Origin of the sequence: Camelimonas lactis, assembly GCF_004342915.1 — a bacterium.
GTDB lineage: Bacteria > Pseudomonadota > Alphaproteobacteria > Rhizobiales > Beijerinckiaceae > Camelimonas > Camelimonas lactis.
On sequence record NZ_SLWL01000007.1, the window covers coordinates 36,996 to 52,046 of the forward strand.

Below are 15,051 nucleotides of genomic sequence, written 5' to 3' on the forward strand. Positions count from 1 at the left end.
CCGGTGGGCCACGGCCCTGTCGTGGGGCGCGCTGGCCCTGCACCAGTCTGCGCCAGGTCAGCTGGCGCGCGATGCGGCGCAATGGGCGGACGCGTCTGCGCCCTTTGGATGAGTTCCGGTATCCGCCGCAGGGCGGATTAACGCCTTTGGCAGTAAGGCCCGGCTGTTTGGGGGCGTAGGCTCCAGCGGCGGGCAGCGGCAGACTTGCGACCGGCGGGCGGGCAGACCTGCGGTTTACGGGACGTCCAGATCGCGGCCATCAGCAACAGGCGGGAGAGCGGAGCGTGTCGGCCTCAACATCATTTCGCCCAGCAGTCTCGCGCCGGCTGGCCGCCGCCGCGCTGCTCGCGCTGGGTCTGCTGGCTGGACCGGCCCGGGCTGGGCAGGAGGCTGTTGCCGTCCAGACCCAGGCGCAAACCTCAGCTCCTGCCCCAGCCCCAGCCCCAGCCCCAGCCCCAGCCCCAGCGACTGGAGCGGGCATTGTCTGGGGGGTCAATGGCCACCCCCTCGTCTCCTACCCCGGCGTCTCGCTGGAGCAGCAGGCGTCGTTGCTCGACGAGCTGAAGGCCCGCTCCTACCGGGTGGACGTCACCAATCTGGATCAGATGGAAAAGCTGGCGCGCCTGCGCGACGCCCTGGCGCAGCGCGGGATCGGGGTGCTGCCGATCCTGCTGCCTCCGGTCAGCCTCAAGGATGAGGACGAAGCGACCCTGAAGGCCAGGTCACGCGCCTTCGCCGAGGCCTACGTCCGGCGGTTTCCCGACATTCCGGTCTGGGAGCTGGGCAATGAGCTGGAGAATTACGCCATCATCCAGCCCTGCGAAATGCGGGACGACGGCACGCAGTATCCCTGCGCGTGGGGGCCGGCGGGCGGCGTCGGCGAACTGGATTATTATGGCCCGCGCTACCGCAAGGTGGCCGCCGCGCTCTCTGGCCTGGCTGAGGGCGTCGCCGCGGCCAACCCGAAGGCGCGCCGGGCGCTCGGTTCGGCCGGTTGGGGCCACACGGGCATTTTCGCCCGCCTGGCGAAAGATGGCGTCCCCTGGGAAATTTCCGTCTGGCACTGGTACGCCAATGATTCAGAATGGGCGTTCAAAATTCTGGCGGGCTACGGCAAACCGATCTGGATCACCGAGTTCAACCATGACGCCGGCAGCCATCGGGACGGCAAGGACGGCCAGGCCAAGGGCCTCGCCACGATGATGGAAACGCTGAAGCGGCTGGCCGGCCAGTACCGTATCGAGGCGGCGCACGTTTATGAGCTTCTCGATGAAACCTACTGGGCGCCTGGCTATGAAGCCGAGATGGGTCTGGTGGAGCTTGAACGCGGCGGGGAGCACGGCTGGCGCCTGGGCGCCCGCAAGCCCGCTTTCGACGCCTTCCGCGACGCCGCCGCGCCCCAGGCGCGCGGCCCCGCGCCGGCGCCCTCAAAGGCCGAACAGGGCGGGCGGTGACGCGGCGGGCAACGACCGGCCTTCCCCCTAACGTTTTCCCACAACCCTTGCCCCATCCGCCCGGGGCGCCCTTCATGATCTGTGAATCGGCGAAAGCGGCGCAGGATGCGCTGCTTCACGCGGCTTCATCGCGCCCCATCGGTGGCGGCGACGCGCCGGACGTTGGTCAGGTGAAGGCCCGGAAACTCCACCGATCGACCAGCCTTGCGCCGGCGGTGGTAACCGCCGGCCTGACCAGGCGCGCCGGGAACACGCAAAGGTATTAAGCCGGCGCCCGCAAATCCGGCCGCCATACGCCTTCTAACACCTTGGAGCGGCGACGGATTGGACGCACCTCTGGTCAAGGCTGCTGCGGAGGCGACTGACGGTGCTGAACGACCCCACCACCACGCGCGCTGGCGCATCTTACACCGGCTCCCGTGTCATCGACAGCAAGCCGGCGATCGGCGGCGCATGGAAACGCCTGCTCGACATCACCGTGGCCGTCATCGCCCTGATCGTGCTGGCGCCGCTGATGCTGCTGACGGCGATGGCGATCGCCATGACCATGGGGCGGCCAATCCTTTTCGCCCAGCGACGCGTGGGTCACGGCGGCGCGCCCTTCCTCTGTTACAAGTTTCGCACCATGTCCCGCGACGCGGAGCGACGGCTCAGCGAATATCTGCGCGACAACCCGGCGGCGGCGGCGGAATGGCGGGAGAACCGCAAGCTTCGCCACGACCCGCGCGTCACCTTCGTCGGCCAGACCCTGCGCGTCACCAGCCTTGATGAGCTGCCGCAACTGTTTAACGTGCTGGGCGGCGACATGAGCTGCGTTGGCCCGCGCCCCGTGGTTCCCGACGAGCTCGCGCTTTACGGGCGCCACATCGACGACTACCTCGCCGCCCGCCCTGGCATGACCGGCCCCTGGCAGGTCAGCGGTCGCAACACCCTCACCTACGCCGACCGGGTGGCGCTCGACTCACACTATGTCCGCAACTGGAGCCTGTGGACCGACGTCAGCATCCTGGCGCGCACCATTCCCGCGGTGGCGCGTCCAAACCAGACCTCGTGAGGCTGACGCGATGAACCGCATGGCAGCCATATCCGCTGCGACAGCGCGCGGAGCGCAAAGGGCACAGGGAGCGGATGTTCCGTCCGCCCAACGGCCAGGCCATGCGAGGCGGCGCGGTGCGGATGGAGCCCTCGGGCGTCGGGTCCGGCGGGCGCCGCTTGGCGGCGGGACCAGCCGCCAGCCTGGCGTGGCGACGCCCTGGTTTGGCGGCGTTTCACGGTGTTTGTTGCTAACGGGACCCGCGTCGGGATACGGCGGTTCTGGCCAGCGCGCCCAGGAACCAGGCCATCTGCAGCGTGAACCAGGCGCCAATCGCCATCCAGGCCGCGGCGTTCCAGCCATCATGGCGCGCAAGACCGGCGCCCACGGCGGCGGCGACGACGCCGCCAAGGAACGCCGCCGGATAGCCAAATCCCATGCCGAGCAGGAACCCCGCCGCCGCGCTCACCACCATCCAGACAGCTCCCATGCAATACCCCCTGGAACGTCCCGGCCAGGACCGGATCCGCGCCGGACCGCGACAGGCGCAGCCGTGGCGCCTCGCCGCATCCCGGCACGGATCTCCGGGCGCGGCGGGCGCAAGCCGCCATATCCGGCGTGGGATAATTCCCGGCCGGGCAAGATAGCGTGTTTCCCCCATCCCGTCCTGCGGGAAAACACCGCGGAAGGTGATTTTCGCAAATGATCCCGTCGCTTGCCGGAATACTGGCGTGCATCGCCGTCGCCCTTGCCGGGCGCCTGTGGGGATCGGCGACCCTGGTTGGCCTGCCGGCGGCGCTGGCCTTCGGCGCCACGGCCTTCGCCACGTTGCCGGCGCTCGGCGGGTCATCGCCGCAGATTTACACCATCTTCGCCATGAGCCTGGTTGTCGCGCCGTTCTTGCGACCCGGCGGCATTGCAACGCTCGCATCAGGCGTCCGGCGGACGCCTGTTTCGCTGGTGCTGGTGGTGATGATCGTCCATGCGTCAGCCACGGCGATGATCCTTCCGCGCCTGTTCGCTGGTGAAACCAGCGTGTTCGTTCCATCGCGGCAGACCGGCGAAATCATGGAAACCGTGCTGGCGCCGGTTTCCGGAAATATCTCGCAGACCGCCTATTTCGTGCTCGGCGCCCTGACCTGCCTGGTGCTGTGCGCCACCCTGCCCACGGGCGGGCGGCTGGCGCTGATCCGCCGGGGGCTGATGCTGTGGGCGATCCTGAACGCCGGGCTCGGAGCCATCGACCTTCTGGCCAAGCTCGGCGGCGCCGGCGACGTCCTCGAATTCATCCGCACCGCCAGCTACGCCATGGCCACCGACGTGGAGCACGCCGGTTTCTTCCGCATCGCTGGCGGTCACTCCGAGGCGTCGGCGTTCGGCTCGGCCATTTTCGCCAGCATGGTGTTCTGCATGACATGGGCCCGCATGACCGGCGACCGGCGCGTCGGCCTGCTTGCCGCCGCGTCGCTTGGGCTGCTGCTGCTGTCCACCAGCACCACCGCCTACGCCTGCCTGGCGATCTACGGCGCGGGACTGGCCGGGCTGGCGCTGCTCAATCTGCTGCGCGGCCGGGTCCGCAAGGCGGATCTGGCGCTGCTCTACGCGGTGCTGGCTGGCGCCGCCATCGTGCTGGCGATCCATCTTTACAACAACAACGCGTTCGACGCCGTGCGCAAGCTGCTGGACGCGGCCATCTTCAACAAGGCCAGCTCCTCATCGGCCGCGGAACGCGGTTACTGGAACATGCGCAGCTTCGAGACCTTCCTGGAAACGGGCGGACTTGGCGTCGGCATGGGCAGCTCCCGCGCGTCCAACTGGCTGATCGCAGCCCTGAGCCAGACCGGAGCCGTTGGCGTCGCCTTGCAGCTGCTGCTGGCGCTGGCGCTGTTGCGGCCGCTCCCGCAGAATCGCCCCCATGATCCGCAACTGCGGGCGCTGCATGAAGCGGCGCGCGCCACCGGCCTCGCCAGCATCACCGCGATGATGCTGAACGGAAGCAGCGCCGACCCGGGTATGCTGTTCTTCATCTGCGTGGCCGTCACCCTGAGCAGCCGGCGGGTGTTGCTGGCGCAGCCAGGAGCCTGGCCCACGCCGCGCGCGTTATCCTGGCGCCCGCCTGTTCCGCCAGGCCAGCTGCCGCCAACCCAGCTTGCACACGATCACGGATAGCCCCTGCGCCGGCGCTGTTCCTCAGAAAGCGACCTGCACGCTGGCGATGGGGCCATGCACGGCGACATCGAACAGGAAACCGGATTGCCGGAACTTCACCTGCTGGGCGCGATAACCCAGCGAGGCCGAGAACATCGGGTTGAAACGGTAGCCCACGCCGCCCATCACATCCCACATGTAGTCGGAGCCGCCGCCGCCGGCGAGGGCCCAGCCGCTGAGGAACAGGCTGTCGGTCAGGAAAGCCTGGCCCCGCACGCCGCCAACTGCGTCCACCCAGGTCTTCGTGCGCTGCGCCTCCCGATCGCCGAAGCGAACCAATTCCGCCCCAATGAGGGTCTTGACCGACCAGACGCGGGCGCCGGCCACCAGCTCCAGGCGGCTGCGTCCGTCGTCAAAAATGGCGTAGCCCGCCAGCGGGGTCCATTGCAGCATGCCGACGCCAACCCGCGACCGCGCCAGTCCGATGCGGGACATGGCCACGTGATCGGTGATCCGCAGATAGACAAGATCAGACGACAGCGAGAACCGGCCGTACCGCGCTTCCGCCATCCCCATGGCGGTGAAGTTCAGCGTATTGATGATTTTTGAGAAGTCGTAATCCAGATGGGCCAGGGTGCGATCACCATGGCCAACGTCGCCGCTCACGCCGGCGGCCCACATATAGGGGGTCACGCTGAACTGCCATCCGGCCGACGCGGCGGGCGCCACAGGCGCGGGCGGGTCCGCGCGCGCCGGCAGATCCGCCGCCATGGCCGCCATGGCCGACGTCCCCCACATCAGCCCTATCGCGATAAACTGCGTGAATTTCCGCAACATGATGCCCCCAACGCGCATGCCCGTGACGCCGGTTCCCCAGATATCGCCCGCGCCGGATGATCTGCAGCGCGTCATCCGTTTTTACGACATATCAACGCCGGTTCAAGTAACCGGCAATTGCTGGACACTCTAGATGGCGGAGCAACAAACAGCCATGCGCTCTGGCCTGAGAGGCGCAGGTTTCCTGTCGGCGTTACGCTTTGGCCACGCCCGGCTGATCTCGCGACGCCCGCGATGGTCAGGCGTTGTGCGGCCGGAACAGGCGACCTTTTTCGGTGATGATTACAACAATCAGGATCAATACGCCGCAAATGGCGAACCCCGCCGTCATCGGCACGGTCGTGCCATCGAAGTTCTGGCCGATCCAGAAGCCCGCCAACGCCCCGCCGACCGTGGTGACGAACCCCTGGACCGATGAGGCGGTGCCGGCGATATGTCCCAGCGGCTGCATCGACATGGCGCCGAAATTACCGCTCATCATGCCGAAGCAGAACATGACGCAGGCCTGAAGCGCCACGAAAGTCGCCAGGTTCTCGAAGCCTGCCAGCGCGACAGCGAAATGAACCAGCGCGACGAGGATGTAACCCAGCAACGCCGTGTGGGAGAGCAGGCGCATGCCGAAGCGCTCGACGAGCCTGGCGTTCAGCAACGAGGCCACGGCCATGAAACCGGCGGTCAGGGCGAACATGGTGGTGAACAGATGCTCCGCGTGAAAAACGTCGGAGAAGATCTGCTGGGTGGAGTTGATGTATCCAAACAGCGCGCCCAGCGCCAGGGTGTTGCCCAGCATGTAGCCCACCGCCTCGCGGGAGGCGAAGCACTGGCGCACGGCGGCGAGCACGCCCGCCGGGTCGATGGAGCGCCGGTCTTGCGGGTGCAGGGTTTCCGGCATGCGCAGCAGCATCCACACCAGCACCACGGCGCCGAAAATCGCCAGCAGGCCGAACACCCAATGCCAGGGAGCAAACAGCATGATCGCCTGCCCGAAGGAGGGCGCGAGGATTGGCACCAGCATGAAAATGATCATCGCCATCGACATGACGCGCGCCATCTGGCGCCCGGCGTAACAGTCGCGGACGATGGAAACCGCCAGCACCCGCGTCGCCGCCGCGCCGACGCCCTGGGCGACGCGGGCGATGATCATGGTTTCGAAGGTATTGGCCAGGCCCGCCAGCGCCCCGAAGAGGAAGTACATTCCCAATCCGAAGATCAGCACCGGCTTGCGGCCAAAACGGTCGGCGACAGGCCCGTAAAAAATCTGGGCGCCGCCAAAACCGAGCAGGTAGGCGGTGATGATCCACTGGCGCTGGTTATCGCTGGCCAGGCCAAGGTCATGCCCGATCTCGGCCAGCGCCGGCAGCATCGAATCGATGGCCAGGGCGTTGGTCGCCATCAGGGCGGCGATAAAGGCGACGAATTCCCGGTAACTCATGCGTCCGGGCGGATGCGACTCGCGTGTGGTGCTTTGCATGGCGACGCCTGGGGTAGCGGACGCAGGATGGCGTCCCGATGCGGAGCGCTCCCCGGAGCGCTGCGCCTCAATACGAAAAAACAACTTCACCGTCCCTGCCGGCGGCCATGACGGGGCATTCCGCAGAACAGCCAGCGCACCCGGCGCGACAGGTCCCCGGGACCGCGCTTCGCTGCCGTTCGACGGTTTGCCCTGCCGGGGCAAACACGCCGCTCGTCCCTGAAACGCAAGGTCAGAACGCGCCTGAACGCGCAACGGCAGGCGCCGCCAGAACCTCCAGGACGGGCTTATCGGGTTTTGGCATGCGGCCTGGTCACGACGTTCACTCCAAGGGATCAGCGCCCGCGAAAAGGGCGCCTTCATCCCACTGAACATAACAACTTGCAAGGGAATAACCTGCATGCGCCCATCGCATGACCGCGGATGCGGCGCAGCGGCCACATCCGGGGGTCTGGAACCGTCTCAGGCGTCCGCACTCCGGGCGGCGCGCGCCTGGTTCTGGCGCCAGCGGCTGACCAGCATGGCGGCGATGAACATGACGGCGAGGCACAGCACGATCGTTGGCCCGGGGGCGCTGTCGATATGGTAGCTGGCGAAGACGCCGGCCAGCGCCGCCAGCATGTTGGCCGCGACAGCGATCGGCAGCATGCGCGACAGGCGACGGGTGAGCAGAAAGCCAATGGCGCCAGGGGCGATCAGCAAAGCGATGGCGAGCACCAGGCCCGCCGTGCTCAGGGCCCCGACGATGGCCAGCGAAATCAGCGCCAGCAGGCCATAGTGCAGCAGCCGGACTGGCAGGCCAACGACGCGCGCCTGCACCGGATCGAACGCGTGCAGGGCCAGATCACGCCAGCGCAGCGCCATCACCAGCACGACCAGTGCGGCGATCGCGCCGGAGAGGGCCAGATCCTTCGGGCCGACGCCAAGCAGATCACCGAACAGGATGTGCTCCAGGTGCACGTTGGCGTCGACGGCGCGATAGAGCACCAGGCCAAGGCCGAACATGCCGGCGAACACCACCCCCAGCAGGGTGTCCTGACGGATGCGGCTGTTCTCCTGCAAATAACCGGCCGCCAGGGCGCAGCCCATGCCGGCGGCGAAGGCGCCGACGCCAAATGGAACGCCGAGGATGTAGGCGATGACCACGCCAGGAAAAACCGCATGGGAAATGGCGTCGCCCAGCAGCGCCCAGCCGCGCAGCACCATGAAGCAGGAAAGCAGGGCCGTCGGGATCGCCACCAGCTGGGCGACGAGAAAGGCCTGGCGCATGAAACCGGCGCTGAACGGCTCCGCCAGAAAGGCGGAGAGCGCTGCGAAATCCATCATGGCGCCGGCCGCTCCCGCGTTTCCCCGCCCGGCGAGGTTTCCGCGCCCGACGCGGCCCTGAGCCGCCGCGCCGCCAGCAGGCCATGCCTCGGCGCGAACACGAACACGAGCAGGAACACCAGGGTCTGCAACACCACGATCACGCCGCCGGTGGCGCCGTTGAGGTAATAGCTGATCCAGGCGCCGAGAAAGCTGGTGACGGCGCCGATGGCGACGCTGATGGCCAGCACCCGGCCAAAGCGGTCGCTGAGCAGAAACGCCGTGGCGCCGGGCGTCACCACCAGACAGATGACCAGGAAGGCGCCGACCGTCTGCATCGCCGCCACGGTGCAGGCGGCCAGCAGGGTGAAGAACATCAACCGCAGGGCCGTGACCCGCAGCCCGACGGCGCGCGCATGGGTTTCGTCGAAGAACATGGCGGCCAGATCACGCCAGGTCAGCAGCAGCGCCGCCAGCGACACGCCTGCGATGACGACCAGCTGCACCGTGTCGCCGCGGGTAATGGCCAGAATGTTGCCCATGATGATGGTCTGGATGTCGACCGGCGTCGGCGACACCGAGGTCATGAACAGGCCAAGGGCGAAGAAGGTCGAGAACGTCAGGCCGATAATGACGTCCTCCTTCAACCGGGTGCGCTGGTTGAGAAACAGGATGGCGGCGGCGGCGAGCCCGCCGGAAAAGAAGGCGCCGATGGAAAATGGCAGCCCCAGCATCCAGGCGCCGGCGACGCCAGGCACAATGGCGTGCGACAGGGCGTCGCCAATCAGCGACCAGCCCTTCAGCATCAGGAAGGCGGCGAGAAAGGCGCAGACGCCGCCCACCAGCGCCGACACCCACATGGCGTTGACCATATAGGCGTAAGTGAACGGCTCCAGCAGCGCGCTCACCGGCCCCCTCCCGGTTGGTCATCCCTTTGGGCAGGTGTGGCCGGCAGCACCAGCGCCCGCTCGTCATCGGAAACCACATTGACAGCGCGCCCGTCGACGCCCGGCAGGTCAATGCGGCGCAGGCGTCCGCCAAAAGCGTTGCGCAGATTGTCCTCGGTGAACACCCGATCGATGGGGCCGCTGGCCAGCACCGTCTGGTTCAGCAGCACGGCGCGATCGCAGAAGGTCGGCGCGCCGCCAAGGTCGTGGGTGGACACCAGCATGCTGCGGCCGCCGGCGCGCAGATCGCGCAGCAGGGCGATGATCGCCTCCTCGGCGCCGACATCGACGCCGGTGAACGGCTCGTCCAGCAGGATCAGCCGGGCGTCCTGGGCCAGGGCGCGGGCCAGAAACACCCGCTTGCGCTGGCCGCCGGAGAGTTCGCCAATCTGCCGGCGGCGGAAATCCAGCATGCCGACCCGGCCGAGCGCCGTGGCGACCGCCTCCCGGTCCTGCGGTTTGGGGCGGCGCAGAAAGCCCATGTGGCCGTAGCGGCCCATCATGACCACATCATCGACCAGCACCGGAAAATTCCAGTCCACATCTTCGCTTTGCGGCACATAGGCGACGGCGTGGCGACGCAGGGCCTCGTCCACCGGCGCGCCAAAGATGCGGATGGCGCCGGTGGCCAGCGGCGCGATGCCCATGATGGCCTTGAACAGGGTGGACTTGCCGCTGCCATTGACGCCAACCAGCGCGGTGATCGAGCCGGAGGGCACGACGAACGAGGCGTTGTCCAGCGCCCGCCGGCCGTTGCGATAGACCACGGAGGCCCGATCCACGGAGATCGCCGCCACGTCGGCCGCCATGTCGCTCATTTTTGCGCCCCGCCAGAACCGGTCTTCTGGCCATCATTCTGGGGCGCGGAGAGCCCATCGGCAATCGTCGACGCCGTCACCCTCAGCAGGTCAAGATAGGTCGGCGTCGGGCCGTCGGGTTCGCTGAGACTGTCGACATAGAGCACGCCGCCATAGCGGGCGCCGGTTTCCGCGGCCACCTGACGCGCCGGCTTGTCCGAAACCGTGCTTTCGCTGAACACCGCCGGAATTTGATGCTGGCGCACGGCGTCGATCACCTTGCGCACCTGCTGCGGCGCGCCCTGCTGGTCGGCGTTGATCGGCCACAAATAGATTTCTTTCAGGCCGAAGTCGCGCGCCAGATAGCTGAAGGCGCCCTCGCTGGTCGCGAGCCAGCGGCGGTTTTCCGGGATCGCCGCCAGCCGCGCGCGCACCGGCGCCGCCACCGCGGCGATTTTCTGCTTGTAGGCTTCGGCGTTCGCCCGGTAGGCGGCGGCGTTGGCCGGGTCCTTGCGCGCCAAGGCGTCGCGGATGTTGTCGACATAGATCGCCGCCGCCGCCGGCGACATCCAGGCGTGCGGATTGGGTTTGCCGTTGTAGGGCCCCTCGCCGATGCCGATGGGCGTGACGCCGGCGCTGACCACCACCTGCTCGGCCCCCTTCAGGTGCTGGAGAAACTTCTCGAACCAGACTTCAAGGTCGAGGCCGTTGTTCAGCACCAGATCAGCGTCCCGCGCCCGCATGATGTCCTTCGGCGTCGGCTGGTACTGGTGGATCTCGGCGCCAGGGCGGGTGATCGAGACGACGTCGGCGTGCTCGCCGGCGACATTGCGGGCCATGTCGGCGAGAATGGTGAATGTCGTCGCGACCTTGAGCCGGTGATCCGACGCGGAGGCGGACGGAACGCTGGCCATCACCCCCATGGCGATGGCCAGGACGGGCGCCAGCCGGCGCCAGAAGGACTTTTGTGTCGTCAATGCCGTCGCCTCACGCTCATTAAATGCAGTTGCGAATTAATTGCAAATAACAATGTCTCATGCCCCCGTCAAGCACGGCCGGCAACCGCGACCTGAAAAACACGGCCCGAAAACACGGCCCATCTTGCCCACGCCAATCCCCGCCCGTCGCGTCGTCCCCATCGCTTTGCATTCCGCACAGGGCGCCCTATATGAACGGCTGCGGCGGCGAATGGCCGCTTCCGGAGTTATTTGCGTTGGACCAGTTCTGATCCTGCCGGGCCACATGGCCCGATCCCAAGGACAACAGCCCCAGGCGGCGCCCGGTTCCTGAAAAGGGACCCTGATGCGCGCGGGACTGCACGATCTGACGCATTCCGGATTGCTTCCCCATGTTTCTTACCTTCGATTCCGTGTCGGCGGCGACGCCGGATCATCATGTGCTGTTCCGTGACCTGACGCTCAGCGTCGGCGCCGAGCGCATCGGGCTTGTCGGCCGCAATGGCGCGGGAAAATCCACCCTGCTCGCCATGGCCTCCGGCGCGGTTGCGCCGTTGACCGGCGCCGTCACCCGGCGCGGCTCCACCGGCCTGCTGGCGCAGAACTGGCCGGCGGACCAGAGCATCGCCGGGGCGCTTGGCGTCGCGGAAGCCCGCGCTGTGCTGGAGCGGGTGCTGGCGGGCGACGGCGCGGGGGCAGACTTTGACGCCGCCGACTGGAGCCTGACGGAGCGGCTTGACGACGCCCTGGCGCGCGCCGGAATAGCCGGCATGGCCGTCGATCGCCCCATCGGCTCGCTGTCGGGCGGCGAACGCGTCCGCATCGGCGTCGCGCGTCTGCTGCTTGAAGCGCCGGACGTGCTGCTGCTGGATGAGCCGACCAACAATCTCGATGCGGACGGACGGGCGCTAATTCACCGGCTGGTGCGCGACTGGCGCGGCGGTGTTCTCGTCGCCAGCCATGATCGCGGCCTGCTCGAACATATGGATCGCATTGTCGAACTGACGCCGGTGGGCGTGCATGTGGTGGGCGGCGGCTGGTCAACCTTCACCGCCGTGCGCGACGCCGAACGCGCCCGGGTGGCGGCCGAAGCGGAACAGGCCAGCGCCGCGCTGCGCGCGGCCGGGCGCGAGGCCCAGCGCCAGCGCGAAGCGAAAGAGCGGCGCGACAAGGCTGGACGCGCCTTTGCGGCAAAGGGATCCGAGCCGAAAATCCTGCTCGGCGCCAGGGCCAATCGCGCCGAAAACAGCGGCGGGCGGGCGCGGCGGATCAGCGAGCGCCTTGTCAGCGACGCCGCAACGCAGGCTGAAACCGCGGCGGCGCGGGTGGAAATCCTGACGCCGCTGACGATCAGCCTGCCCGCGACACAGCTGCCGTCAGACGCGGAGGTGCTGACGCTCGAACGGGTGACCGCGCGGCGGGGCGATCGCGCGTTCGGGCCGTGGTCCCTGCACATGCGTGGGCCGGAGCGCGTGGCGGTCAGCGGGCCAAACGGCGCCGGAAAATCCACCCTGCTGGCGATCGCCGCCGGATCGCTTCCGGTTTCTGGCGGCCATGCGCGACGGGCGGACGGGCGCGTTGTGCTGCTCGACCAGCATGTCAGCCTGCTCGACGCGGAGGCCAGCATTCTCGACAACTTCCGCCAGCTCAACCCGCAACTGGAGGTCAATGACGCTTTCGCCGCCTGCGCCCGCTTCGCCTTTCGCAACCGCGACGCCTTGCGGCTGGTCGGGACCCTGTCTGGCGGCGAGCGCATGCGCGCTGGCCTTGCCTGCACGCTCGCAGGCGCGACGCCGCCGTGGTTGCTGGCGCTGGATGAGCCGACCAATCACCTGGACATCGCTTCGGTCGAATTGCTGGAACAGGCCCTCAGGGGCTTCGACGGCGCGCTGCTCGTGGTCAGCCACGACGCCGCGTTTCTGGAAGGTCTGGCGATCATGCGCAGCCTTGACGTGCGGGACATGGCGTAAACTGACGCAAGGGCATTTTCGGGAAACGCGGCGGCGGCGTTTCCCTGAAGAAAATACGTCTTATCAAAGAGAGGGAGCATTCCGGCGAACGGAGTTCCACCGAAAACGCTCCCCCCATAAAGACGGCGGCCCGCCGGCCGCCGCATCGATCACCAAGGCGGACTTTCCCAGGCGAGGCGGCGCCGGCTACGCCTGGAAACGCCAGGGGTTCAGGCCGGGAACATCTCACGCAATTTCAGCTTGAAGAACTTGCCGGTTGAGGTGCGCGGAATGGCGTCCAGCACCTCGTAGCGGTCCGGCAGCTGCCATTTGGCGAACTGGCGCTCGAGAATCTGGTTCAGCTCCTCCGTCGTCGCCGTCTGGCCTGGCTTGAGCACGATGCAGGCCAGCGGCCGCTCGTTCCACTTCTCATGCGGAACCGCGATGACCGCCGCCTCGGCCACCGCCGGATGCGACATCAGCGCATTTTCCATGTCCACCGAGCTGATCCACTCGCCGCCGCTCTTGATCAGATCCTTGGTGCGGTCGGTGATGCGCATGTAACCATGTTCATCAAATACGGCCACGTCGCCGGTGCGCAGCCAGCCATCCGGCGTGTGCTTGTCCGGATCGGCGGGAACGCGGAAATATTCGCCGGTAATGTAGGGGCCGCGGATCTGCAGTTCGCCGGGGGTTTTGCCATCCCACGGCGTCTCCTTGCCCTCATCGTCGACGAGGCGGATCTCCACCAGCGTCGCCGGAATGCCGGCGGTGGCGGCGAAGCGGAATTTTTCCTCTTCGCTGACATCCTCAAGCTCGGGCTTGATGTAGCTGATCGTGCCCAGCGGCGAGGTTTCGGTCATGCCCCAGCCCTGGAACAGGGTGACGCCGCGCTCGGCGAAGGAGCGGATCAGGCTTTCCGGCGCGGCCGAGCCGCCCACAAGGCTGCGCATGTTCTCCGGCAGCTTCCACCGGCCGGGATTGGCCTCCATGAACTGGATCAGCGACAGCCAGATGGTCGGCACGCCGAGCGCCATGGTCGGCTGCGTCTCCTGGATCAGGTCGAGCAGGTCGTCGCCATGCAGGTGCGGGCCGGGCATGATCAGGCTGGCGCCGGTCATCACCGCCGCATAGGGCAGGCCCCAGCAATTGGCGTGGAACATCGGCGTCACCGCCAGCACCCGGTCGCGGCTGCGCAGGCAGCAATGGTCCGGCAGGCTGGTGGTGAGGGAGTGCAGCACCGTGGAGCGGTGCGAATAGGCGACGCCTTTCGGCCGGCCGGTGGTGCCGGAGGTGTAGCACAGGCCCACCGCATCGTTCTCGTCGTGCGGCGCTGGCGTGAACGCCTTGCCGCGATGCGGCGCCAGCAGGTTTTCGTAATTGTGCAGCCCCTCCGGAATGGCGACGTCGCCGCCGAACGGGAACACGATCACATGGTCGAATTTGTAGGCGCGCGCCACCTGCTCGTAGAGCGGCAGCAAGATGTCGTCGACGATCAGCACGCGTGAACCGGCGTGATCGGCGATCCAGGCGATTTCCTCGCCGGACAGGCGCAGGTTGAGCGTGTGCATCACGCCGCCAACCAGCGGAATGCCGAAATAGCATTCAAGGTGGGCGTTGTGGTTCCAGCACAAGGTGGCGACGCGGTCGCCCGGCTTCACGCCGAGCCCCTGAAGCGCGTGCGCCAGGGCGCGGGTGCGGTCGGCGATCTCGGCGTAGTTCTGCACGCGCAGCGACTTGTCCGGCAGGCGCGATGTGATGGTGTGCTTGCCATAAAGCTTGTCGAGCCGCGCGAACATCGTGTTCAGCGACAGCTGCGTCGGCATCATCGTGGATTTCATCGCGCTGGTGCTCCCCGTGGCTGGCGCGGCTCGCCATGCGTCCGCCGCGCCGATTCCCTGCAATATTCGCATAGCGGAAGTGGGGTTTTCCCCGCAACCGCCCCACCCCCCGACTTTCGCCGCAGAGCGCGCGACCCGGCGTCGCTCTCCCGGTCCGCGCCCGCGCCAGGGAGGGCGGACACCCGATCTTTCGACAAACAGGTTTCCAGCCGCGCCGGAATTGCGTAGCAACACGGCAACCAATGTTCGCTGCAAGCATCAACGAACGTCCAACCAGCCAGGTCGACGCCTGGCTGAATTCAGAAGGAAACGC

At 67.4% G+C, this 15,051-nt stretch carries 12 protein-coding genes; 4 read left to right on the forward strand and 8 right to left on the reverse strand.

Translation table 11 applies throughout. From position 1 onward, the window contains the following. The first annotated feature begins 284 nt into the window (after positions 1-284). Positions 285-1,454, forward strand: a complete 1,170-nt coding sequence (locus EV666_RS09365; RefSeq protein ID WP_132006583.1) for a glycosyl hydrolase — start codon at positions 285-287, stop codon at positions 1,452-1,454. Positions 1,455-1,821: 367 nt separating this feature from the next. Then, positions 1,822-2,508 (forward strand): sugar transferase, encoded by a 687-nt coding sequence (locus EV666_RS09370; protein ID WP_245514328.1) that lies wholly within the window; start codon positions 1,822-1,824, stop codon positions 2,506-2,508. 229 nt (positions 2,509-2,737) lie between these two features. Here the strand turns inward: EV666_RS09370 and EV666_RS09375 are convergent, their stop codons facing one another. Next, positions 2,738-2,977 carry a hypothetical protein gene (locus EV666_RS09375; protein ID WP_132006586.1) on the reverse strand — a complete coding sequence of 80 codons (240 nt, stop codon included), beginning with the start codon at positions 2,975-2,977 and terminating at the stop codon, positions 2,738-2,740. A gap of 212 nt (positions 2,978-3,189) precedes the next feature. Between EV666_RS09375 and EV666_RS09380 the strand changes: the two genes are divergently transcribed. Further along, the gene (locus tag EV666_RS09380; protein WP_132006589.1) at positions 3,190-4,656 is read left to right on the forward strand and encodes a hypothetical protein; all 1,467 of its coding nucleotides are present in this window, start codon (positions 3,190-3,192) and stop codon (positions 4,654-4,656) included. Between the two features lie 21 nt (positions 4,657-4,677). Here the strand turns inward: EV666_RS09380 and EV666_RS09385 are convergent, their stop codons facing one another. From EV666_RS09385 to EV666_RS09410, 6 genes are all read right to left on the reverse strand, one after another. Next, entirely contained in the window at positions 4,678-5,328 is a 651-nt protein-coding gene (locus EV666_RS09385) for a porin family protein (RefSeq protein ID WP_132006592.1), read from the reverse strand. A gap of 382 nt (positions 5,329-5,710) precedes the next feature. Further along, positions 5,711-6,943, reverse strand: a complete 1,233-nt coding sequence (locus EV666_RS09390) for a multidrug effflux MFS transporter (protein ID WP_245514329.1) — start codon at positions 6,941-6,943, stop codon at positions 5,711-5,713. A 462-nt stretch (positions 6,944-7,405) separates the two neighbouring features. After that, positions 7,406-8,269, reverse strand: a complete 864-nt coding sequence (locus EV666_RS09395) for a metal ABC transporter permease (protein ID WP_132006595.1) — start codon at positions 8,267-8,269, stop codon at positions 7,406-7,408. Continuing rightward, positions 8,266-9,120: a metal ABC transporter permease gene (locus tag EV666_RS09400; RefSeq protein ID WP_280990834.1), complete on the reverse strand. Its 855-nt coding sequence runs from the start codon at positions 9,118-9,120 to the stop codon at positions 8,266-8,268. Before EV666_RS09400 ends, EV666_RS09395 begins: the two co-directional genes overlap by 4 nt. Before the next feature lie 32 nt (positions 9,121-9,152). Further along, a complete protein-coding gene (locus EV666_RS09405; protein WP_132006601.1) occupies positions 9,153-10,013 on the reverse strand; it encodes a manganese/iron ABC transporter ATP-binding protein in 861 nt (286 codons plus the stop codon). Next, a complete protein-coding gene (locus EV666_RS09410; protein WP_132006886.1) occupies positions 10,010-10,915 on the reverse strand; it encodes a metal ABC transporter substrate-binding protein in 906 nt (301 codons plus the stop codon). The genes EV666_RS09405 and EV666_RS09410 overlap by 4 nt, the downstream gene beginning before the upstream one ends. Before the next feature lie 425 nt (positions 10,916-11,340). Here EV666_RS09410 and EV666_RS09415 point away from each other — a divergent pair, with 425 nt between their 5' ends. After that, positions 11,341-12,918 carry an ATP-binding cassette domain-containing protein gene (locus EV666_RS09415; protein WP_132006604.1) on the forward strand — a complete coding sequence of 526 codons (1,578 nt, stop codon included), beginning with the start codon at positions 11,341-11,343 and terminating at the stop codon, positions 12,916-12,918. 209 nt (positions 12,919-13,127) lie between these two features. Here EV666_RS09415 and EV666_RS09420 read toward each other — a convergent pair whose 3' ends face one another. Beyond that, complete coding sequence (locus EV666_RS09420; RefSeq protein WP_132006607.1) at positions 13,128-14,738, reverse strand: long-chain fatty acid--CoA ligase; 1,611 nt, start codon at positions 14,736-14,738, stop codon at positions 13,128-13,130. Between the last annotated feature and the right edge of the window lie 313 nt (positions 14,739-15,051).

Bases quoted from the DNA above. Each gene is read 5' to 3' on its own strand.
- EV666_RS09395 (WP_132006595.1), bottom strand. From the start codon at position 8,269: ATGATGGATTTCGCAGCGCTCTCCGCCTTTCTGGCGGAGCCGTTCAGC.
- EV666_RS09415 (WP_132006604.1), top strand. From the start codon at position 11,341: ATGTTTCTTACCTTCGATTCCGTGTCGGCGGCGACGCCGGATCATCAT.
- EV666_RS09380 (WP_132006589.1), top strand. From the start codon at position 3,190: ATGATCCCGTCGCTTGCCGGAATACTGGCGTGCATCGCCGTCGCCCTT.
- EV666_RS09405 (WP_132006601.1), bottom strand. From the start codon at position 10,013: ATGAGCGACATGGCGGCCGACGTGGCGGCGATCTCCGTGGATCGGGCC.
- EV666_RS09420 (WP_132006607.1), bottom strand. From the start codon at position 14,738: ATGAAATCCACGATGATGCCGACGCAGCTGTCGCTGAACACGATGTTC.
- EV666_RS09375 (WP_132006586.1), bottom strand. From the start codon at position 2,977: ATGGGAGCTGTCTGGATGGTGGTGAGCGCGGCGGCGGGGTTCCTGCTC.
- EV666_RS09400 (WP_280990834.1), bottom strand. From the start codon at position 9,120: ATGGTCAACGCCATGTGGGTGTCGGCGCTGGTGGGCGGCGTCTGCGCC.
- EV666_RS09390 (WP_245514329.1), bottom strand. From the start codon at position 6,943: ATGCAAAGCACCACACGCGAGTCGCATCCGCCCGGACGCATGAGTTAC.
- EV666_RS09410 (WP_132006886.1), bottom strand. From the start codon at position 10,915: ATGGGGGTGATGGCCAGCGTTCCGTCCGCCTCCGCGTCGGATCACCGG.